Below are 20,219 nucleotides of genomic sequence, written 5' to 3'. Positions count from 1 at the left end.
TTATGTTTGTAGATCAGGTCAAAGTATATGTAAAAGGCGGCGACGGCGGCAACGGTATGGTTGCGTTTCGCCGTGAAAAATATGTGCCGAAAGGCGGCCCTGCCGGCGGTGACGGAGGAAAGGGAGGAGACGTCGTTTTTGAAGTAGATGAAGGTCTCCGCACCCTGATGGATTTTAGATACAAAAAACACTTTAAAGCGATTCGCGGCGAGCATGGCATGTCCAAAAACCAGCACGGGCGAAATGCTGATGATATGGTCATTAAAGTTCCGCCGGGCACCGTTGTGACAGACGATGATACAAAACAGGTCATCGCTGATTTAACAGAGCACGGACAGCGGGCTGTCATTGCAAGAGGCGGAAGAGGAGGAAGAGGGAATAGCCGCTTTGCTACACCGGCTAATCCCGCGCCTCAGCTTTCAGAAAACGGCGAGCCGGGAAAAGAACGCTACATTGTTCTTGAATTAAAAGTGCTTGCAGATGTCGGACTTGTCGGGTTCCCGAGTGTGGGAAAATCTACTTTGCTGTCTGTTGTCTCATCTGCAAAACCGAAAATTGCGGACTATCACTTTACAACGCTTGTCCCGAATCTCGGCATGGTTGAAACGGATGACGGACGCAGCTTTGTCATGGCTGATTTGCCAGGGCTGATTGAAGGCGCACACCAAGGCGTCGGACTGGGCCACCAGTTTTTGCGCCATATTGAACGGACGAGGGTTATTGTTCATGTCATTGACATGTCAGGCTTAGAAGGCCGTGATCCATATGATGATTATCTTACGATTAACCAGGAGCTGAGCGAGTACAATCTGCGTCTCACTGAGCGTCCGCAAATTATCGTTGCAAATAAAATGGACATGCCGGAGGCTGCGGAAAATCTCGAAGCCTTTAAAGAAAAGCTGACGGATGATTATCCGGTATTCCCGATCAGTGCGGTGACAAGAGAAGGTCTGCGTGAGCTTCTGTTTGAGGTTGCCAATCAGCTTGAGAACACACCGGAATTCCCGCTGTATGACGAGGAAGAGCTTACACAAAACCGTGTCATGTACACGATGGAAAATGAAGAAGTGCCATTTAACATTACACGCGATCCAGACGGTGTATTTGTGCTTTCAGGAGACAGCCTTGAGCGGTTATTCAAGATGACTGATTTCTCACGTGATGAATCGGTTAAACGGTTTGCAAGACAGATGCGCGGAATGGGTGTTGATGAAGCACTCAGAGAACGCGGAGCCAAGGATGGAGATATAATCAGGCTTCTGGAATTTGAATTTGAATTTATTGATTAATCAATGTTGGCTGAAAAGAGAGCCTGGTGCCAGGCTCTCTATTTTAAAGGGGGGATGCAAATGAAAGAGGAGACATTTTATCTTGTCCGTGAAGATGTATTGCCCGATGCAATGAGAAAAACATTAGAAGTCAAAAAGCTGCTTGATCGAAAAAAAGCAGATTCAGTAGCAGATGCCGTTCAAAAGGTCGATTTAAGTAGAAGTGCGTTTTATAAATACAGGGATGCTGTTTTTCCATTCTACACCATGGTAAAAGAACAAATTATCACACTTTTCTTTCATTTGGAGGATAGGTCAGGTGCGTTATCTCAGCTTCTTCAGGCGGTAGCTGATTCTGGAAGCAACGTTCTTTCCATTCACCAGACCATTCCGCTTCAAGGCAGAGCAAATGTGACACTGTCTATCAGTACGTCGGCAATGGAAGAAGACATTCATACATTAATGAATAAGCTCAGGAAGTTTGATTTTGTAGAAAAGGTTGAAATATTAGGTTCAGGTGCATAAGGGAGAGAAAATCGTCATGAAAGTCGGTTATTTAGGTCCAGCAGCTACATTTACACATCTAGCAGTCAGTTCTTGTTTTCAAAACGGCGCCGAACATGTTGCTTACCGCACCATTCCGGAGTGTATAGATGCAGCCGTTGCAGGCGAAGTTGATTTTGCTTTTGTTCCTTTGGAAAATGCTTTAGAAGGATCTGTTAATCTAACAATAGACTATTTAATACATGAACAGCCTTTGCCAATCGTGGGTGAAATGACGTTGCCGATTCACCAGCACTTGCTCGTCCATCCCTCAAGAGAGAATGCATGGAAAGAGCTCGACAAAATTTACTCACATTCACACGCGATTGCGCAATGCCATAAATTTCTTCATCGACATTTTCCTTCCGTTCCATATGAATACGCCAATTCTACCGGGGCGGCAGCAAAGTTTGTCAGTGACCATCCCGAGCTGAATATCGGGGTCATTGCCAATGATATGGCAGCTTCTACATACGAATTAAAAATCGTGAAACGGGATATACAGGATTATAGGGACAATCATACAAGATTTGTTATCCTGTCTCCCGATGAAAACATATCTTTTGAAGTGAATTCAAAATTGAGCTCTAGGCCCAAAACGACCTTAATGGTCATGCTGCCGCAGGATGATCAGTCCGGGGCGCTGCATAGAGTGCTGTCTGCATTTTCTTGGAGAAATTTAAACCTGTCAAAAATTGAGTCACGTCCGACTAAAACCGGATTAGGCCATTATTTCTTTATTATTGATATTGAAAAAGCGTTTGATGATGTATTGATTCCAGGGGCCATGCAGGAGCTTGAAGCGCTCGGCTGCAAAGTGAAGCTCCTAGGTGCATACCAGTCTTACCAATTATAAAAAAGCCCTCTAGAGGGCTTTTTTTAGTCTTTAATTAAAATGCCGGCTTCTTCGAGGGCTTGGCAAGCTTGATCGATGCGATGTTCATCAGGTGCTGTCAGTGTATGCAGGTGCACGCCGTCGGTCAGCTGTGATAAGTAGGCAGCATTCGTAGAATTGATTTTTTTAATGAAATGGCTAACTTCCTTCCGGGTGCCTACTTGGATGGCTGCAGTTAAATCTCCATACACGGGATGCTCGATTTTTACGTCTTTTACTGTAACGCCTTCGTCGACGATGAGCTGCAGTTCCTCTTCTGTCCGTTCAGGACCGTGCAGACATGCTATGATTCTTTCTGCCTGCTGGTGCTGCTGAGCGGCTGCATCCATGTATACATATCCTTGGCTTGTGGCGATAATCGGTACATTTTTCGCTTTCAAGAGCGATATATCCTGTACAATAACCTGTCTTGAAACGTTCGCTTTTTTTGCGAGTTCTCCTCCTGTCAGCGGTGATTTAGATTCCTTCAGCCACAGAAGAAGCTGGTCACGCCTGTTGGCGCCCATTAGCTTTAATTCTTCGGTCAATATCAAATTCTCCTTTCTTTTGTTCCCAAAGCACTGTAAACGTATGTAATAACTGTTTCAGCTGTTCAGCTGTTGTATGCCTGCCAAAAGAGATGCGGATAAATTGCAGAGCTTCTTGTTCGGTTTTTCTTAATGCTTTCATTGTTTCAGACGGACCGTGGTAACCTGCAGAACAAGCGCTGCCGGTTGAAATGCAAATATTACTCCGATTACATTCTAACATAACATATTGTCCTTCAAATGAGTGAAAAAAACACCCTATAATATGCGGAAGACATTCTGCTTGCGAAGTGTCTGCCGCAAGGGTTACAGGGAGAGACCGAATACGGATTTGGTCTAGAAAGTATGTTCTTAATGCCTCATTGCGGGATATCTGTTTTTCCATTTCGCTTACGATCAATTCTGCAGCGGCAGTGAAGGCACCGATCCCGGGAACATTTACGGTGCCGGCTCTGAATCCGTATTCGTGAGTAGTCAGAGGATAAATGGGTTTCCAAGGGACATCCGGTCGGATATAGACCGCCCCTACTCCTTTAGGACCGTGGATTTTATGGCTGGACATTGAGAGTGCATCTACTCCCAGATTTTTTGTATTGATCGGGATCTTTCCAAACGTTTGAACAGCGTCGCAATGAAGAAGAATCCCCTTATTGTGCAGGTATGAAGACAGGCGTTGAATGGGCTGAATGATCCCGGTTTCAGAATTTGCATGCTGAATAGATACAAGGCCTGTATCCGGCCGGATATGGGCTAGTAATATTTCCTCGGTAATAAGCCCGTATTCATTCGGTTCAATGACTGTTACATCATACCCCTGCTGTTCCAAAAAAGCAGCGCAATTATGAATGGACTGATGCTCCATGGCAGTCGTAATAAAATGTCTTTTCGTTTTTGGCAGGCCGTTTAGCAATGATTGAATGGCCAGAAAATTGGATTCAGTGCCGCCGCTTGTAAAATAGATGCCGCTTGCTTCTCCGCCAATGATGTTGGCGATTTTTTCACGGCAGTACTCCAGTATGTGCTTTGCTTTTCCTCCTGCATCATGCAGGCTGCTGGCATTTCCGTACATATCCATACTAAGCTTCTGATATACAGTAAGGGCTTCCTCACAAATAGGCGTTGTCGCTGCATAATCTAAATAAATCATCCGGTCTTCCTCCATCCGTTCTCCATAAAAAACTCTTGAGTTTATTTTATCCTTGTGTAAATATAGGTGTCAAGACAGGTGTAAACAACAGGAGGATGGCATATGTCTAAAAAGACGATTGCAGTCATCGGTTCAGGGGCGGCGGCACTTTCCTTAGCTGCAGCTTTCCCGCCCTCATACGAAGTGACTGTTATCACAAAAAAAAGCGTCAAAAACAGCAATTCTGTCTATGCACAAGGCGGGATTGCTGCGGCCTATGCAAAAGATGACTCGATTGAAGCCCATCTGGAGGATACGTTATACGCAGGGTGCGGCCATAATAATCTAGCTATTGCAGCAGACATTTTACATGATGGAAAAATGATGGTTCAAAGCCTATTGGAGCGTGGATTTCCATTCGACCGCAATGAACGAGGCGGTGTTTGTCTTGGAAGAGAAGGGGCCCACTCATACAACCGCATATTTCATGCAGGCGGAGACGCAACAGGCAGGCTGCTTATCGATTATTTGCTCAAACGGATCAACAGCAAAATCAAGTTAATCGAGAATGAAACGGCAGCAGATTTGCTTATAAAGGGCGGACGATGTATCGGCATCATGACAAAAGACAGCAAAGGGCGGCTCAAGGTAAGGCACGCAGACGAAGTTGTGCTGGCTGCCGGCGGCTGTGGAAACCTGTTTCTTCACCATACGAATGATCCCACTGTCACAGCTGACGGTCTTTCTCTGGCTTACCGGGCCGGAGCGGAATTAACGGATTTGGAGTTTACTCAGTTTCACCCGACACTGCTTGTGAAAAATGGTGTTTCCTACGGGCTTGTTTCAGAAGCTGTCAGAGGGGAAGGCGGATGTTTAGTAGACGAAAACGGCCGCAGGATTATGGCTGAACGACATCCTTTAGGTGACCTCGCTCCAAGAGATATTGTCTCACGGGTTATTCACGAAGAAATGGCAAAAGGAAATCGCGTTTATATAGACTTCAGTGCGATTTCTGATTTTGAAACGCGTTTCCCTACCATCACCGCTATTTGTGAAAAAGCAGGGGTTGATATTCACAGCGGAAAAATTCCTGTTGCTCCGGGAATGCATTTCTTAATGGGAGGTGTTTCAGTTAATCGCTGGGGAGAAACGACAGTGCCGGGGCTTTATGCGATTGGCGAGACAGCATGCTCCGGTTTACATGGAGCAAACCGGCTTGCAAGCAATTCTTTATTGGAAGCGCTGGTATTTGGAAAAAGGGCAGCAGAGCATATTATCCAAAAACCGGTTTATAACAGGCAATATCAATCAGGGCTAGAAACCAGTGTCGTCTACGAGGTGCCGGATATAGAGGTGTATGAACTGCAAAGCAAAATGACAAGCCACATGTCTATTCTGCGGGAACAAAGCAGTTTGATTGAGCTTAGCATCTGGCTTCATACGCTGCCTTTTCAGGAAGTAAATGTGAAGGATATCACAATTCGGCAGATGGAACTTTCTCATTTATGGCAAACTGCAAAGCTGATGACGTTTTCTGCGCTTTTGCGGGAGGAAAGCAGAGGGGCTCACTTCCGCACCGATTTTCCTCATACTGAGGTGAGCTGGCAAGGAAGACAAATTGTCCATACAAAAAAAGGAACGAAGATCAGAAAAAACGAGGGGATTTGGAACAATGAATCATTTACAGCTGAAAAAATTACTGAATCACTTTTTTCTTGAGGATATTGGGACAGGGGATCTTACATCGCAGTCTATTTTTGGAGAACAGAGCTGTGAAGCGGAGATTGTTGCAAAGTCAGAGGGTATTTTTGCAGGAGCAGCGATCATAAAAGAAGGCTTTTCGTTATTGGACGAAAATGTTCAAATCATTTTACACAAAAAAGATGGGGACATGTTGCATAAAGGTGAAGTGATTGCCGAGTTACACGGTCCCGCAGCTGCGCTCCTTTCAGGAGAGCGGGTCGTATTAAATCTTATTCAGAGGCTGTCAGGAATTGCGACAATGACAAGAGAGGCTGTTCGGTGTCTGGATGATGAACAGATTAAAATTTGTGACACGAGAAAAACAACACCGGGGCTCAGAATGCTGGAGAAATATGCTGTCAGAGCCGGCGGCGGGTATAATCATCGATTCGGTTTGTATGACGGCATCATGATTAAAGATAATCATATCGCAGCATGCGGTTCTATTTTAGAGGCGTGCAAAAAAGCCCGTCAGGCCGCAGGGCACATGGTAAATATCGAGGTGGAAATTGAAACGGAGGGACAGCTGCGGGAAGCAATTGCAGCTGGCGCGGATGTCATTATGTTTGACAACTGTCCGCCTGATACGGTCCGTCATTTTGCAAAGCTCACACCGGATCATATAAAAACTGAAGCCTCCGGCGGGATTACGTTAGAATCTTTGCCTGCTTTTAAAGGGACGGGTGTGAATTATATTTCATTAGGATTTCTGACTCATTCCGTCAAAAGTTTAGATATCAGCATGGATGTTTCGTTATCAAATGAATCTGTGGAGGAATGCCGTTATGTCAATTCTTGATGTGATCAAACAATCGAATGATATGATGCCCGAAAGTTATAAAGAACTATCGAGAAAGGATATGGAAACGCGCGTTGCCGCCATTAAGAAAAAGTTCGGCAGCAGTCTCTTTATACCAGGCCATCATTATCAAAAGGATGAAGTGATACAATTTGCTGACCAAACAGGCGACTCCCTGCAATTGGCCCAAGTAGCGGAAAAAAACAAAGAAGCGGATTATATCGTATTTTGCGGCGTTCACTTTATGGCAGAAACCGCCGATATGCTGACAAGTGAGCAGCAAACGGTCGTCCTGCCAGATATGAGAGCTGGATGTTCTATGGCTGACATGGCTGACATGCAGCAGACCAATAGGGCATGGAAGAAGCTTCAGCATATATTTGGAGATACGATCATACCTTTAACTTATGTGAACTCCACTGCGGAGATCAAGGCATTCGTCGGAAAGCATGGCGGAGCAACTGTGACTTCTTCGAATGCGAAAAAAGTGCTTGAATGGGCGTTTACACAGAAAAAAAGAATTTTATTTTTGCCTGATCAGCATTTAGGGAGAAATACGGCTTATGATCTGGGCATTGCGCTTGAAGATATGGCTGTGTGGGACCCGATGAAAGATGAATTAGTAGCTGAATCCGGGCATACGAATGTGAAAGTGATTTTGTGGAAAGGGCATTGCTCTGTTCACGAGAAATTCACCACTAAAAATATCCATGATATGAGAGAGCGAGACCCCGACATTCAGATCATTGTGCACCCGGAATGCTCACACGAAGTCGTGACACTAAGCGATGATAACGGATCAACGAAATATATTATCGACACAATCAATCAGGCTCCGGCGGGAAGCAAGTGGGCAATCGGGACAGAAATGAATCTTGTTCAGCGGATCATTCACGAGCATCCAGATAAACAAATCGAATCACTCAACCCTGACATGTGCCCTTGCCTGACAATGAACCGAATTGATTTGCCGCATTTGTTGTGGTCGCTGGAACAAATTGAAAAAGGAGAACCTTCAGGCGTCATCAAGGTGCCAAAAGCCATTCAGGAAAATGCACTCCTTGCCCTGAATCGAATGCTTTCGATCACGTAGATCAGAAATATTTTCCCTTCCTTTACTCATAACTTCTTTTGTTCAGGCATATGTTGTGAAGAAACATATTGTAATCACAGCTGAACTGTTCACGTTTTGCATAGGAGGGGAAAACGTTGAAAATCCATATCGTTCAAAAAGGCGATTCGCTCTGGAAAATAGCTGAAAAGTACGGAGTCGATGTTGAGGAAGTGAAAAAACTCAATACACAGCTTAGCAATCCAGACTTAATCATGCCTGGAATGAAAATAAAAGTGCCGTCAGAAGGAGTCCCGGTCAGAAAAGAGCCAAAAGCGGGCAAAAGTCCTGCGGCCGGGAGTGTGAAGCAAGAACATCCATATGCGAAAGAGAAGCCTAAATCCGTTGTCGATGTAGAAGACACAAAGCCGAAAGAAAAGAAGTCCATGCCGTATGTCCCGCCGATGCCTAATTTGCAGGAAAATGTGTACCCTGAAGCTGATGTGAACGATTATTATGATATGAAACAGCTTTTCCAGCCTTGGTCGCCTCCTAAACCGGAGGAGCCGAAAAAACATCATGACGGAAATATGGATCATATGTATCATATGCAAGACCAATTTCCACAACAGGAGGCTATGAGTAATATGGAAAATGCAAATTATCCGAATATGCCTAATATGCCAAAGGCGCCAGAGGTAGGCGGTATAGAAGAGGAAAACGTTCATCACACAGTTCCGAATATGCCGATGCCGGCTGTTCAGCCTTATTATCATTATCCGGCTCATTTCGTACCGTGTCCGGTGCCTGTTTCGCCAATTCTTCCAGGATCAGGATTATGCTATCCGTACTATCCGGCACAGGCTTTTCCAATGCATCCGATGCATGGATACCAGCCAGGCTTTGTATCGCCTCAGTATGACCCGGGTTATGAAAACCAGCATCATGAAAACAGTCATCACGGACATTACGGTTCATACGGTGCGCCGCAATACGCATCTCCGGCTTATGGATCTCCGTATGGACATATGCCGTATGGCCCTTATTACGGCACTCCCCAAGTAATGGGAGCATACCAGCCTGCTGCGGCTCATGGTTACATGCCATACAAAGATCATGACGACTGCGGCTGTGACGGTGATCATCAGCCATATTTCTCTGCAACTGGCCATTCGGGAATGGGAGCTTATGGAAGCCCTAATATGCCATATGGCACAGCTAACCCAAATCCAAACCCATATTCGGCAGGAGTTTCTATGCCAATGACGAATCAGCCTTCTGTAAACCAAATGTTTGGCCGGCCGGAAGAAGAAAATGAGTGATCGTTCGGAACGATGTAAATCGTTCCTTTTTTTGTTTTCAAGCAGATCACTGCCAAATGGAGAGAACTGACACGCTTAATATGCCCCCATACGCACATGATAAAAGCGAGCAAACATGCTCAATTCGTCCACGGGGGGTTTTTCCATTGGGTAAAAAAATGACGATCGCTAGCTTGATTCTAATGACAGCCGGCTTAACAGCATGCGGAGCAAACGATAATGCTATGAATGATACGCGCAATAACGGCAATACCCGTCCAATCGGATATTATACAAATGAAAATGACGCCGATAGACAGGGAGACGGAATCGACCACGATGGTCCTGTTTCTGAATTAATGGAGGATCAGAACGACGGTAACCGAAACACCACGAATGTAAATAACCGTGACCGTGTTACTGCTGACGATCGTGTTCCTTTGGCAACTGACGGAACATATAACAACACGAATAACCGAAACATGAATCGGAATGCAGCGAACAACGGGTATGACAACCAAGAAAACAGAAGACTGGCTGCAAAAATTGCCAACCGTGTGAAACAAGTGAAAAACGTCAATGACACACAAGTTATGGTATCGGATGACCGAGTAGTTATCGCAGTCAAAAGCCACAGAGAGTTCACAAAGTCTGACAGAGATAATGTCGTAAAAGCAGCGCGCAACTATGCAAATGGCCGTGACGTCCAGGTATCAACAGATAAAGGGCTGTTCAGAAAACTTCATAAAATGAACAACCGCTAGGAAGGAAGGGCTGCCGGAAGTGATATTCGGCAGCCTTTTTCTTTGCATCAGCGAACAATCCCCATTAAAGTGTACATAGAAAATGTAAAAGAAGGTGAAAACATGGCAGGCCATTCCAAGTGGAAAAACATTCAAAAAAGAAAAAATGCACAGGATGCAAAGCGCGGGAAAATATTTATGAAGCTGGCAAAAGAAATCTATGTGGCAGCGAAAGAAGGCGGAGCGGATCCAGAAGCAAATTCAGCATTGCGTCTTGTCATCGAAAAAGCAAAAGGCGCCAATATGCCGAATGAAAATATAGATCGGGCCATTAAAAAAGCTGCGGGAGGCCAAGACGGAAGCAGCTATGAAGAAATCACCTATGAAGGCTACGGCCCTTCAGGGATTGCCGTCATGGTTGAATGCGTAACAGATAATAAAAACCGAACGGCGTCAAATGTGCGGACAGCCTTTAATAAAAATGGCGGAAGTCTGGGAGAAAGCGGATGTGTAGCCTTTTTATTTGAACGAAAGGGGTTCATTACGATAGACCGTACTGAACGGCAAATAGAAGAAGATGAGCTCATGCTTGATGTGCTTGAAGCAGGAGGAGAAGAGCTGCGAATTGAAGAAAACCTATATGAGGTTTTCACAGAGCCTGAGCGTTTTGAAGAGGTGAAAACAGCCCTCGAATCGAAATATCTAATTACTTCGGCGGAGGTGACCATGCTTCCCAATACCTATGCAGAAGCCGATGATCAGGCTGTTGAGAAGCTGGAAACATTAATAGACGTCCTTGAAGATGACGATGATGTTCAAGAAGTGTATACAAACTATCGCTCATAAAAAACCGGCACGATGTCAAATCGGGCCGGTTTTAGTATGTTCAGGAGACACGTTCACTTTCATGAGTGTATTCTTTCTCCCAGAAATCAGCGTTTTTGATACCCAGCGCTTTTGGATCAAAGACCGGGTCTAAGCCCTGCTTCTTTTGGCGCTCATAATCCTTTAAAGCAAGGAGCGCCGGCTTGGCAAGCAGCACAATGGCAATGACGTTCAGCCATACCATAATGCCAAGCCCTGCATCCCCTAATGCCCAAGCAAGTGAAGCTGTTTTCACAGTACCATAGAACGTGGCGGCTAAAATAATCAGTTTTAAGCCAAGCATCGCCCATTTGCTTTCTCTGCCTCGTGCTAAATAGGCGATATTTGTTTCTGCGATGTAGTAATACGCCATAATTGTTGTAAAAGCGAAGAAGAATAAAGCGATGGCAACAAAGCCTGCACCGAATCCGGGAAGAACACTGTCAATTGCCGCTTGTGTGAAACCAGGTCCTGCTTCTACGCCTTTAAGCTGGTGAACGATAAAGGAACCATCTGCAGCCTGGGTATTGTACATGCCGGTAAACAAGATCATGAAAGCTGTAGCGGAACATACAAACAAGGTGTCAATATAAACAGAAAATGCCTGAACCAGTCCCTGCTTGACCGGATGAGAAACCTCTGCAGCGGCTGCCGGATGCGGGCCTGTTCCCTGGCCGGCTTCGTTTGAGTAAATGCCACGTTTAACGCCCCAGGAAATCGCCATGCCGATCAAGCCGCCAAAAGCGGAATCCAATGCAAAGGCGCTTTTGAATATTAATGAGATCACAGCAGGCAATTCAGACACATTCATGACAATAATAATCAAAGACAGCAGGATATATCCAATGGCCATAAATGGAACAATCATTTGCGCCGCATTGGCAATTCGTTTGACGCCGCCAAAAATAATGAACCCTAATAATAAAACCAGACCACACCCTGTGACGAAAGGAGAGATGCCGAATGCATTTTGGATCCCAGCCGCAATGGAGTTGGACTGTACGCCCGGCATTAGAAAGGCCATTGCAATAAGGGCAGCAGCGGCAAATAAGACGGCAAACCACTTAATGCCTAAGCCTTTTTCTATATAATAAGCAGGGCCGCCCCGATATTGACCGTCTTGTTTCACTTTGTAAATTTGAGCAAGCGTTGATTCTACAAAGGCACTCGCCGCCCCGATAAAGGCAATCACCCACATCCAGAACACTGCACCGGGTCCGCCGAATGCAATTGCTGTCGCCACTCCCGCGATGTTTCCTGTGCCCACACGGCCGGACAGCGCAATCGATAACGCTTGGAAAGATGAAACGCCGGCTTCAGAGCTCTTGCCTTTGAACATCTGAACAATCATTTCTTTTAAATGTCGGACTTGTAAAAAACGGGTCATAATTGAAAAGGCGAATCCAATTCCCAATAAAATATAAATGACGGGCGTACTCCATAAGACCGCATTCAAACTAGCAACAAAATCTGCCATCAAGCTTCCCCCTCACTTCAAATTCGAATACATGTATAAAAAGGATTTTGGTCTAATCGAACTATTTCTACAATCGATTTGTCACATTATATGACCTGTAATTATCAATAAGAAGAGGAAGGGAAAAAGAAAAAACGCGGCGTATCGACTACGCTGCGTTTTTCTACAGAGGCAAACTTATGGCAATTGTTATAAAATCCTTCAGCAACAAATAGCCTAGTTCAGTCAAACCGTATATAAAGGATAAAGCAATCACAAAATGATTGAAATGCTTGTCATCATTTGTTCCGTTCATCTTATTCATGTTTCATCACCTCACTGACGCCTGCGGCGGTTCTTCACGGATCCAATGATCATCTTTTCGCCAATCATACGTTTCACCAGTATCAAGATGTAAAGTCTGATTGCCGATTTTCACTGTATTGTGATTGATCCACGTCACTGCTGGGCGGCTGTCCGGGTAATTCCAGTAGATTGTTCTCTTGACAAGTGTTTTTTCATTTACAAGTTCACCTCTGGCTGCATCTAAGCTCAAGGTGTTTTCGGATACATAAGTGTTTAACGTATAGCTGCCGTCCGGCGATTCAACCGATTGGACGAGATTGCCTTTCGGAACGTTTTTTAGTGAAAATAACATCCAATAGATGGCGCCGCCGAAGAAGACCAGCAGGGCAAACATAATAAGCGGGATGTTGCTGCGTGTCTTAATGTGACTCTCTCCCTTTTTTTCTCTCATTTTACTATATATCGGATTCATATGATCTTTACATTTCTTTAAAATTACCTTAATAAAGCAATGATAAGATGAAATAAAGCCAATAAAGGGTGAGGGGAGACAGAAATGGAAAAAACGTATTGTCATTCCGGCGAGAAGGACCCAGAAGCGGTCTACTTAACTGTGAGAGGCTATCGAATTAAGCTGTCGCCTGAACAAATGAAACTGATTTCTGCCGTCAGAAAGTAAAAAATACATGATAAAGGCAGCCGCTTGTGCGGCTGCCTTTTTGATTTAAGAATATTTTCTTTTCCGCTGTGCGAAATGCTTTTGAAACCAATCTTTCTTATATAAAAATGCGATGATCTCCAGCCAAAAACCCGGAATCTTTTTGGGGAATATCGGTTTTTTGTAGAGTGCATGATATGCGGATTTTAAGTCGTCCCACTGCGTGCATGTTTTTGTCTGCTCAAATCTCGCAACATCAATCACCCGCACCGCCCCGGTTTCTGTCAATATCAGATTCCGCAAATGGATATCTGACGGGTTCAGGCCGGCAGCCCGGGCGTCAGAAAGTGCTTCTTCAACCTGCTGAATCATGTCATCACTGATCGCAATGCCTTTCTTCAGACAGTTATAAAAGGTTTCACCTTTAATATATTCCATGAGAATAAATGAATCGCCAGTTTCGTAAATGTCAGGATAGAATGCGGACCCGGCTAATTTTTCATAGATCGCTGCTTCTTTGACTGCTGTCGCTTGATATTCCGGAAAAAATACTTTCAGCGCCATTTTTCGATCGCCTTCTGTTAAGGCAAATACATAGGCGCTTCTTCCCTTGCCGATTAGTGTTAATTCCTCGGATTTCTCTTTGACTTTATCAAATCTGCTGTTCTTGCGGTATATGACGGAATGGGCCAGTGCCTCTGCTTTTGTCAGCATTTCATTCACCTTCTTTGCTCTATTTTATGCAGCTGTTTATAGGAAAATCATAAACTGTTCAGGAAAAAGAGCCTAATTCTAGTGTATCTGGTCTTGAAGAAGAAGGCTACTTATAAGCATGAATTGTGATAAAAGAGACATAGAACGTTTAATTTCCATTCTTGAAAAGCGCTTACAAATGGGATAGTATTAATTTTAAATAAAGCGCTTTCGTGAATGATCAAGGGGGAAGAAGCCATGACAAAACAGATTGTGACAGGGATTATCGGTGCAGGCCGCATCGGCAAACTTCATGTTCAAAATATAAGCCGGATTCCTCACATGAAAATAAAAGCAGTCTCTGACATTCAGGCAAGCCGTATAAAAAGCTGGGCCGACAGTCATCAGATTGAATACATAACCTCTGATTATCGTGATTTATTACATGATCCTGATATTGATGCTATTTTTATTTGCTCTCCTACAGCCGTACATGCACAGATGATCAAAGAAGCAGCCGAGGCGAAAAAGCATATATTTTGTGAGAAGCCCGTTAGTTTCTCTCTGGACGAAACGAGTGAAGCGCTTGCGGCTGTCCGGAAACACGGTGTAACACTTCAAGTCGGATTTAACCGCCGCTTTGATCCTCATTTTAAGAAAATCAAAACGATTGTTGAAAATGGTGAAATCGGTACACCTCATTTATTAAAAATCACGTCCCGGGACCCAGAACCCCCGAATATAGATTATGTCCGTACGTCAGGCGGATTGTTTATGGATATGTCGATCCATGATTTTGATATGGCCAGATATATTATGGGAAGCGAAGTGACGGAAGTGTATGCCAAAGGGGCAGCTTTGGTGAATCCTTCTTTTGCGGAGCTGGGTGATATTGATACAGCTGTTATTACACTGACTTTTGAAAACGGTGCTATGGCTGTGATTGATAACAGCCGCCAAGCTGTGTACGGATATGACCAGCGGGTTGAGGTTTTCGGGACGAAAGGCTCTGCAGCGGCTGACAATAGCAGGCCGACAACGGTTGAGGTGTCAACAGCTGATTTTGTGATGAAGGATAAACCGCATTTCTTTTTCCTTGAACGCTATAAGGATTCATATGAGGAGGAGATTCTCCGTTTTGCAGAAGCGATCGGCACAAACCAGGAGACTCCCTGCACCGGCAATGACGGTTTACAGGCCGGAAGGATCGCCAGAGCAGCACACCAATCGCTTGCTTTTGGCATGCCTGTCAGCATTGAGCACACTGAAAAAATCGCTTTTTAATCTAACAGGATTACAATTCAGCAAGCTTGGGTATATACTCCATTGATACTTTAAGTAGGCGGTGGAGAAAATGAATACAGTACATGCTAAAGGAAATGTTTTGAACAAAATCGGAATTCCTTCTCACATGGTTTGGGGTTATATTGGCGTTGTCATCTTTATGGTTGGAGACGGCCTCGAACAAGGCTGGCTGTCTCCTTTTCTCGTTGATCATGGTCTCAGTATGCAGCAATCCGCATCGTTATTTACCATGTACGGCATTGCTGTCACCATCTCAGCTTGGCTTTCAGGAACGTTTGTCCAAACTTGGGGGCCGAGAAAAACGATGACTGTCGGATTGCTTGCATTTATCCTCGGTTCGGCCGCTTTTATCGGCTGGGCGATTCCTCATATGTATTATCCGGCTCTCTTGGGCAGCTATGCTCTTAGAGGCTTGGGATATCCGCTGTTTGCATACTCTTTTCTCGTATGGGTGTCATACAGCACCTCTCAAAATATTCTTGGCAAAGCCGTCGGCTGGTTTTGGTTTATGTTTACGTGCGGCCTTAACGTGCTCGGCCCGTTCTATTCCAGCTATGCAGTTCCGGCCTTTGGAGAAATCAATACGCTTTGGAGCGCTTTACTGTTTGTGGCGGCAGGCGGAATTCTTGCCTTATTTTTTAACAAAGATAAATTTACTCCGATACAAAAACAAGATCAGCCGAAATGGAAAGAACTGTCGAAGGCATTTACGATTATGTTTGAAAACCCTAAGGTAGGCATCGGCGGAGTGGTCAAGACGATTAATGCGATAGGACAATTTGGATTTGCCATCTTTCTTCCTACTTATTTAGCACGATACGGGTATTCGGTTTCGGAATGGCTGCAAATATGGGGGACGCTGTTTTTTGTGAATATTGTGTTTAATATCATTTTCGGTGCAGTCGGAGATAAACTTGGCTGGCGCAATACGGTCATGTGGTTTGGCGGTGTCGGATGCGGTATTTTTACGCTGGCGCTGTATTACACGCCTCAGCTGATCGGGCATCAGTATTGGGTGCTCATGATTATCGCCTGCTGCTACGGCGCGGCTTTAGCAGGATACGTCCCATTAAGCGCGCTTTTGCCTACGCTTGCACCTGATAATAAAGGTGCTGCCATGTCAGTGTTGAATTTGGGATCTGGTTTATGTGCGTTTATCGCGCCGGGCATCGTGAGTCTTTTCATTGGGCCGCTCGGTGCAGGCGGCGTGATTTGGATCTTTGCGGCATTGTATTTTTTCAGTGCCTTTCTGACGCGATTCTTGACAATTTCTGAGCAAAGCACAGATGTGTATACGGAGGAACGGTTTGTCAGGGAAAATGTGCAGACAAATTTTGATAAAACGGTTAAGCAGTAGCCTCTTTGGTCAAACTAATCATAAACGTGTGCAAAGAGGTGTAGAGGGTGAAACGATTCAGCACGGCGTATCTTTTGCTGGGCATTCTTTGCTCAGCGGCAGTATTTTTAATAGGAGCTCCTTCCCGCGCACTTGGCGCGGAAGTGGAGCACTATGAGCCGCTGCAGGTGCATGTGCAGCTTGAAAAGGTGTATTTGGACGGCGATGTCAGCATTGAGCATAAGCATGAAAAAGTGTTTTCTATGGATGATTTTTGGGCAGCTTATGCCGGGTGGACGCTTGTGGAACAAAAAAAGGGATATGTGCTCTTCCGGAAGCAAATGGACGATATATCTCCGCTCAGCAAAGTCAACGGGTATATCGGTGTATCGGATAATGGAGTGATTTCCACTTTTCATGGGCGGCCTGAGCCAGCTTCCGAACCAATTCAGTCTTTTTTTCAAATTGATTTAGAAAGGCTGGAAAGCCATATGCAAAAAAATCTGCTGAAAGGCATTCCATTTCGGACAAAAGCGGAGTTTGAGGATGTCATCGAACATATGAAGACATACAGCGGGTAACGTCCGCTGATTGAAGACATGTATTCATGTCTTTTTTTTCGTGAAAGAATGAGAGAGAAGCGAACATATGTTAACTTTTCTATAAGACTTTGGCTGTTTTTATGGTACAATGAAGAACAGTCAAAGAGGTGAATTTGCGTGATTGAATTTGTTAAAGGGACGATTGATTATGTATCTCCCCAATATATTGTCATAGAGAACGGCGGCATCGGCTATCAGATTTTCACGCCGAATCCGTTTATATATAAGGAGAGAAGCCAGGAAACGATTTTTACATACCATCATATCAGAGAGGATGCTTTTTCGCTTTACGGTTTTTCAACAAGAGAGGAGAAGGCGCTCTTTACAAAGCTGTTAAACGTGACCGGAATTGGCCCGAAAGGAGCACTTGCCATCTTGGGCTCGGGTGATCCCGGAGCGGTCATCCAAGCAATTGAAAATGAGGATGAAGCTTTTTTGGTCAAGTTTCCTGGAGTAGGAAAGAAAACCGCACGCCAGATTATTCTAGATTTAAAAGGAAAGCTGGCAGATGTTGTGCCTGAAATGATTGAAAATCTGTTTAATCATGAAGAAAGGCTTGAAAAGCAAACAGCGGAAACGGCTCTTGAAGAAGCACTTGAAGCCCTCAGGGTTCTCGGATATGCTGAAAAAGAAATCAAAAAGGTGCTTCCTCACCTTAAAGAAGAAATTGGGCTGACAACAGACCAATATGTGAAAAAAGCATTACAAAAACTATTAAAGTAAGGTGATGTTCATGGATGAACGGCTCGTCTCAAGTGAAGCAGACAACCATGAATCAGTGATAGAGCAAAGCCTGAGGCCGCAAAATCTGGCACAGTATATCGGGCAGCATAAGGTAAAAGAAAATTTGCGCGTGTTTATAGATGCGGCGAAAATGAGACAGGAGACGCTGGATCATGTTCTTCTGTACGGGCCGCCCGGACTCGGAAAAACAACGCTTGCTTCGATTGTTGCTAATGAAATGGGAGTGGAATTGCGGACGACATCAGGGCCTGCGATTGAAAGGCCTGGTGATTTGGCTGCTATATTAACGGCGCTGGAACCGGGAGATGTATTATTTATTGATGAAATACATAGGCTGCACAGATCGATCGAAGAGGTGCTTTATCCTGCAATGGAAGACTTTTGCCTGGACATTGTGATTGGCAAAGGCCCATCTGCCCGCTCGGTTCGGCTCGACCTTCCGCCTTTTACGCTGGTGGGAGCCACGACGAGGGTGGGGCTTTTGACGGCTCCTTTAAGAGACAGATTCGGCGTCATGTCTCGCCTTGAGTACTATACACAAGAAGAACTGGCGGATATTGTCACAAGAACCGCTGATGTATTCGAGGTTGAGATTGATAAACCGTCGGCTCTTGAAATTGCAAGAAGATCGAGAGGGACGCCCCGCGTGGCGAACCGCCTGCTGAGAAGGGTGCGCGATTTCGCCCAAGTGCTGGGTGACAGCAGGATTACGGAAGACATTTCTCAGAATGCGCTGGAGCGGCTTCAGGTTGACCGTCTCGGTTTGGATCATATTGATCATAAGCTGCTGATGGGCATGATCGAAAAATTCAACGGCGGCCCAGTAGGCCTTGATACGATTTCAGCTACCATCGGCGAGGAATCGCATACGATTGAAGACGTATATGAACCATATCTGCTGCAAATTGGATTTATACAAAGAACGCCGCGTGGAAGGATCGTGACACCGGCCGTTTATCATCATTTCCATATGGAGGCTCCCCGATATGACTGAATTTCCTAAGATCATTATGATTCTTGGTGCTGTTTTGCTTATTATCGGAGCAGTTTTGCATTTTGTCGGCAAGATGCCGGGAGATATTTTTGTAAAAAAAGGAAATGTTACGTTTTTCTTCCCGGTTGTCACTTGTATTATTATAAGTGTGGTATTATCAATTTTGCTTAATCTTTTTGGCAGAATGAAATAACAAAAGACTAGAATAAAGGTGAAATCATCATGAAAGTCGATTTATTTGATTTTGAACTACCAGAACGTTTAATTGCACAAGTACCGTTGGAGCAGCGTGATGCTTCAAGGCTGATGGTGCTCGATAAACATACAGGAGAGCTTACTGACAGCTCGTTTAAACACATTATCAGCTTCTTTAACGAAGGCGATTGTCTAGTCCTGAACAATACCCGGGTACTGCCTGCGCGGTTATTCGGCACAAAAGAGGATACCGGCGCGAAAGTGGAACTTCTTTTGTTGAAACAGGAAACCGGTGATAAATGGGAAACACTTGCCAAACCGGCGAAACGGGTGAAAAAAGGAACTGTTGTCACATTTGGAGACGGAAGATTGAAGGCAATCTGCACGGAAGAGCTTGAGCACGGCGGCAGAAAGATGGAATTTCAATATGACGGTATTTTCTACGAGGTGCTTGAATCCCTTGGAGAGATGCCGCTCCCTCCATATATCAAAGAACAGCTTGATGACAAAGAGCGCTACCAGACAGTGTATTCAAAAGAAATCGGCTCTGCTGCTGCGCCTACAGCTGGCCTTCACTTCACGGAAGAAATCTTACAGCAGCTGAAAGACAAAGGCGTGCAAATTGAGTTCATCACACTGCACGTAGGCCTTGGAACGTTTCGCCCTGTGAGTGCCGATGAAGTGGAAGAGCATAATATGCATGCAGAGTTTTATCAAATGTCAGAAGAAACGGCTGCAGCCTTAAACAAAGTAAGAGAAAATGGCGGTCGGATCATTTCTGTCGGCACGACCTCGACACGCACGCTTGAGACGATTGCCGGGGAACATGACGGGCAATTTAAAGCATCAAGCGGCTGGACATCTATTTTTATTTATCCGGGCTATGAATTTAAAGCCATTGACGGAATGATTACAAACTTCCATTTGCCGAAATCGTCATTGATTATGCTGGTCAGCGCGCTTGCTGGAAGAGAAAACATTCTGCGTGCCTATAACCATGCAGTGGAAGAGGAATACCGTTTCTTCAGCTTCGGAGACGCGATGCTGATTATATAATTTGAGAACAGGAG

Annotated in this window: 23 protein-coding genes and 1 pseudogene; 17 read left to right on the top strand and 7 right to left on the bottom strand. The window is 44.8% G+C overall.

Annotation, left to right across the window (positions count from 1 at the left end; translation table 11 throughout):
* Positions 1-2: 2 nt before the first annotated feature.
* From obgE to pheA, 3 genes are read left to right on the top strand one after another with little or no spacing between them, the layout of a single operon-like run.
* Positions 3-1,289, top strand: coding sequence for a GTPase ObgE (gene obgE / locus MKX71_RS13895; RefSeq protein WP_003246161.1), 1,287 nt, complete (start codon positions 3-5; stop codon positions 1,287-1,289).
* A gap of 60 nt (positions 1,290-1,349) precedes the next feature.
* Complete coding sequence (thrR, locus tag MKX71_RS13890; protein ID WP_003222630.1) at positions 1,350-1,793, top strand: transcriptional regulator ThrR; 444 nt, start codon at positions 1,350-1,352, stop codon at positions 1,791-1,793.
* 16 nt (positions 1,794-1,809) lie between these two features.
* Positions 1,810-2,667 (top strand): prephenate dehydratase, encoded by an 858-nt coding sequence (pheA, locus tag MKX71_RS13885; protein WP_014477545.1) that lies wholly within the window; start codon positions 1,810-1,812, stop codon positions 2,665-2,667.
* 23 nt (positions 2,668-2,690) lie between these two features.
* Here the strand turns inward: pheA and MKX71_RS13880 are convergent, their stop codons facing one another.
* On the bottom strand, positions 2,691-3,233 hold the full coding sequence (locus MKX71_RS13880) for a transcription repressor NadR (protein WP_004398582.1): 543 nt from the start codon (positions 3,231-3,233) through the stop codon (positions 2,691-2,693).
* On the bottom strand, positions 3,193-4,380 hold the full coding sequence (gene nifS, locus MKX71_RS13875) for a cysteine desulfurase NifS (RefSeq protein ID WP_029318183.1): 1,188 nt from the start codon (positions 4,378-4,380) through the stop codon (positions 3,193-3,195). Before nifS ends, MKX71_RS13880 begins: the two co-directional genes overlap by 41 nt.
* A gap of 102 nt (positions 4,381-4,482) precedes the next feature.
* Between nifS and nadB the strand changes: the two genes are divergently transcribed.
* The 6 genes from nadB (at position 4,483) to MKX71_RS13845 (ending at position 10,842) form a co-directional block, all read left to right on the top strand.
* Positions 4,483-6,078, top strand: a complete 1,596-nt coding sequence (gene nadB, locus MKX71_RS13870; RefSeq protein WP_339231227.1) for an L-aspartate oxidase — start codon at positions 4,483-4,485, stop codon at positions 6,076-6,078.
* Entirely contained in the window at positions 6,032-6,901 is an 870-nt protein-coding gene (gene nadC / locus MKX71_RS13865) for a carboxylating nicotinate-nucleotide diphosphorylase (protein WP_216996092.1), read from the top strand. The genes nadB and nadC overlap by 47 nt, the downstream gene beginning before the upstream one ends.
* Positions 6,888-7,994, top strand: coding sequence for a quinolinate synthase NadA (gene nadA, locus MKX71_RS13860; RefSeq protein ID WP_339231226.1), 1,107 nt, complete (start codon positions 6,888-6,890; stop codon positions 7,992-7,994). The genes nadC and nadA overlap by 14 nt, the downstream gene beginning before the upstream one ends.
* 116 nt (positions 7,995-8,110) lie before the next feature.
* Positions 8,111-9,274 (top strand): SafA/ExsA family spore coat assembly protein, encoded by a 1,164-nt coding sequence (safA, locus tag MKX71_RS13855; RefSeq protein ID WP_216999813.1) that lies wholly within the window; start codon positions 8,111-8,113, stop codon positions 9,272-9,274.
* Positions 9,275-9,420: 146 nt separating this feature from the next.
* Positions 9,421-10,017 (top strand): spore germination protein SgpA, encoded by a 597-nt coding sequence (gene sgpA, locus MKX71_RS13850; protein WP_003245996.1) that lies wholly within the window; start codon positions 9,421-9,423, stop codon positions 10,015-10,017.
* A gap of 102 nt (positions 10,018-10,119) precedes the next feature.
* The gene (locus MKX71_RS13845; RefSeq protein WP_339232046.1) at positions 10,120-10,842 is read left to right on the top strand and encodes a YebC/PmpR family DNA-binding transcriptional regulator; all 723 of its coding nucleotides are present in this window, start codon (positions 10,120-10,122) and stop codon (positions 10,840-10,842) included.
* A gap of 40 nt (positions 10,843-10,882) precedes the next feature.
* On the opposite strand, the gene MKX71_RS13840 is transcribed toward MKX71_RS13845, so the two are convergent.
* The 4 genes and pseudogenes from MKX71_RS13840 to MKX71_RS13825 all read right to left on the bottom strand — a co-directional run.
* Positions 10,883-12,337, bottom strand: a complete 1,455-nt coding sequence (locus MKX71_RS13840; RefSeq protein WP_339231224.1) for an alanine/glycine:cation symporter family protein — start codon at positions 12,335-12,337, stop codon at positions 10,883-10,885.
* A 163-nt stretch (positions 12,338-12,500) separates the two neighbouring features.
* Positions 12,501-12,641, bottom strand: coding sequence for a hypothetical protein (locus tag MKX71_RS13835; RefSeq protein WP_029727127.1), 141 nt, complete (start codon positions 12,639-12,641; stop codon positions 12,501-12,503).
* Positions 12,642-12,647: 6 nt separating this feature from the next.
* The gene (locus tag MKX71_RS13830; RefSeq protein WP_173614414.1) at positions 12,648-13,016 is read right to left on the bottom strand and encodes a DUF5412 family protein; all 369 of its coding nucleotides are present in this window, start codon (positions 13,014-13,016) and stop codon (positions 12,648-12,650) included.
* A gap of 3 nt (positions 13,017-13,019) precedes the next feature.
* A pseudogene (locus MKX71_RS13825) lies at positions 13,020-13,094 on the bottom strand (hypothetical protein); the annotation flags it as partial.
* An 84-nt stretch (positions 13,095-13,178) separates the two neighbouring features.
* Between MKX71_RS13825 and MKX71_RS13820 the strand changes: the two are divergent.
* Complete coding sequence (locus MKX71_RS13820) at positions 13,179-13,301, top strand: hypothetical protein (protein ID WP_003229707.1); 123 nt, start codon at positions 13,179-13,181, stop codon at positions 13,299-13,301.
* A gap of 45 nt (positions 13,302-13,346) precedes the next feature.
* On the opposite strand, the gene MKX71_RS13815 is transcribed toward MKX71_RS13820, so the two are convergent.
* Positions 13,347-13,994 (bottom strand): phosphotransferase, encoded by a 648-nt coding sequence (locus tag MKX71_RS13815; RefSeq protein WP_003222655.1) that lies wholly within the window; start codon positions 13,992-13,994, stop codon positions 13,347-13,349.
* 237 nt (positions 13,995-14,231) lie between these two features.
* Here MKX71_RS13815 and iolG point away from each other — a divergent pair, with 237 nt between their 5' ends.
* The 7 genes from iolG (at position 14,232) to queA (ending at position 20,205) form a co-directional block, all read left to right on the top strand.
* Entirely contained in the window at positions 14,232-15,257 is a 1,026-nt protein-coding gene (gene iolG, locus MKX71_RS13810; RefSeq protein ID WP_339231223.1) for an inositol 2-dehydrogenase, read from the top strand.
* A 70-nt stretch (positions 15,258-15,327) separates the two neighbouring features.
* Complete coding sequence (locus MKX71_RS13805; protein WP_003246197.1) at positions 15,328-16,635, top strand: MFS transporter; 1,308 nt, start codon at positions 15,328-15,330, stop codon at positions 16,633-16,635.
* Positions 16,636-16,682: 47 nt separating this feature from the next.
* Positions 16,683-17,195 (top strand): sporulation cell-cell signaling protein BofC, encoded by a 513-nt coding sequence (bofC, locus tag MKX71_RS13800; RefSeq protein WP_003229715.1) that lies wholly within the window; start codon positions 16,683-16,685, stop codon positions 17,193-17,195.
* 138 nt (positions 17,196-17,333) lie between these two features.
* Positions 17,334-17,939: a Holliday junction branch migration protein RuvA gene (gene ruvA, locus MKX71_RS13795; protein WP_003229717.1), complete on the top strand. Its 606-nt coding sequence runs from the start codon at positions 17,334-17,336 to the stop codon at positions 17,937-17,939.
* A gap of 10 nt (positions 17,940-17,949) precedes the next feature.
* Positions 17,950-18,954, top strand: coding sequence for a Holliday junction branch migration DNA helicase RuvB (gene ruvB / locus MKX71_RS13790; RefSeq protein WP_268749767.1), 1,005 nt, complete (start codon positions 17,950-17,952; stop codon positions 18,952-18,954).
* Positions 18,947-19,147, top strand: a complete 201-nt coding sequence (locus MKX71_RS13785) for a DUF2905 domain-containing protein (RefSeq protein ID WP_003222669.1) — start codon at positions 18,947-18,949, stop codon at positions 19,145-19,147. The genes ruvB and MKX71_RS13785 overlap by 8 nt, the downstream gene beginning before the upstream one ends.
* Before the next feature lie 29 nt (positions 19,148-19,176).
* Positions 19,177-20,205 (top strand): tRNA preQ1(34) S-adenosylmethionine ribosyltransferase-isomerase QueA, encoded by a 1,029-nt coding sequence (gene queA, locus MKX71_RS13780; protein WP_003229723.1) that lies wholly within the window; start codon positions 19,177-19,179, stop codon positions 20,203-20,205.
* Positions 20,206-20,219: the final 14 nt, after the last annotated feature.

The organism is Bacillus sp. FSL M8-0071 (assembly GCF_037975455.1).
Classification (GTDB): domain Bacteria; phylum Bacillota; class Bacilli; order Bacillales; family Bacillaceae; genus Bacillus; species Bacillus subtilis.
The sequence above is the reverse complement of the archived record's forward strand: the minus strand, read 5'-3'. Positions and strand labels throughout refer to the sequence as shown.

Excerpts from the sequence above, each read along its gene's own strand:
- MKX71_RS13840 (WP_339231224.1), bottom strand. The coding sequence starts at position 12,337 with ATGGCAGATTTTGTTGCTAGTTTGAATGCGGTCTTATGGAGTACGCCC.
- thrR (WP_003222630.1), top strand. The coding sequence starts at position 1,350 with ATGAAAGAGGAGACATTTTATCTTGTCCGTGAAGATGTATTGCCCGAT.
- MKX71_RS13830 (WP_173614414.1), bottom strand. The coding sequence starts at position 13,016 with ATGTTTGCCCTGCTGGTCTTCTTCGGCGGCGCCATCTATTGGATGTTA.
- obgE (WP_003246161.1), top strand. The coding sequence starts at position 3 with ATGTTTGTAGATCAGGTCAAAGTATATGTAAAAGGCGGCGACGGCGGC.
- MKX71_RS13805 (WP_003246197.1), top strand. The coding sequence starts at position 15,328 with ATGAATACAGTACATGCTAAAGGAAATGTTTTGAACAAAATCGGAATT.
- iolG (WP_339231223.1), top strand. The coding sequence starts at position 14,232 with ATGACAAAACAGATTGTGACAGGGATTATCGGTGCAGGCCGCATCGGC.
- MKX71_RS13845 (WP_339232046.1), top strand. The coding sequence starts at position 10,120 with ATGGCAGGCCATTCCAAGTGGAAAAACATTCAAAAAAGAAAAAATGCA.
- nadA (WP_339231226.1), top strand. The coding sequence starts at position 6,888 with ATGTCAATTCTTGATGTGATCAAACAATCGAATGATATGATGCCCGAA.
- queA (WP_003229723.1), top strand. The coding sequence starts at position 19,177 with ATGAAAGTCGATTTATTTGATTTTGAACTACCAGAACGTTTAATTGCA.
- nadC (WP_216996092.1), top strand. The coding sequence starts at position 6,032 with ATGAATCATTTACAGCTGAAAAAATTACTGAATCACTTTTTTCTTGAG.
- MKX71_RS13785 (WP_003222669.1), top strand. The coding sequence starts at position 18,947 with ATGACTGAATTTCCTAAGATCATTATGATTCTTGGTGCTGTTTTGCTT.
- MKX71_RS13835 (WP_029727127.1), bottom strand. The coding sequence starts at position 12,641 with ATGAATAAGATGAACGGAACAAATGATGACAAGCATTTCAATCATTTT.
- nifS (WP_029318183.1), bottom strand. The coding sequence starts at position 4,380 with ATGATTTATTTAGATTATGCAGCGACAACGCCTATTTGTGAGGAAGCC.
- MKX71_RS13815 (WP_003222655.1), bottom strand. The coding sequence starts at position 13,994 with ATGCTGACAAAAGCAGAGGCACTGGCCCATTCCGTCATATACCGCAAG.
- pheA (WP_014477545.1), top strand. The coding sequence starts at position 1,810 with ATGAAAGTCGGTTATTTAGGTCCAGCAGCTACATTTACACATCTAGCA.
- MKX71_RS13820 (WP_003229707.1), top strand. The coding sequence starts at position 13,179 with ATGGAAAAAACGTATTGTCATTCCGGCGAGAAGGACCCAGAAGCGGTC.
- nadB (WP_339231227.1), top strand. The coding sequence starts at position 4,483 with ATGTCTAAAAAGACGATTGCAGTCATCGGTTCAGGGGCGGCGGCACTT.
- ruvB (WP_268749767.1), top strand. The coding sequence starts at position 17,950 with ATGGATGAACGGCTCGTCTCAAGTGAAGCAGACAACCATGAATCAGTG.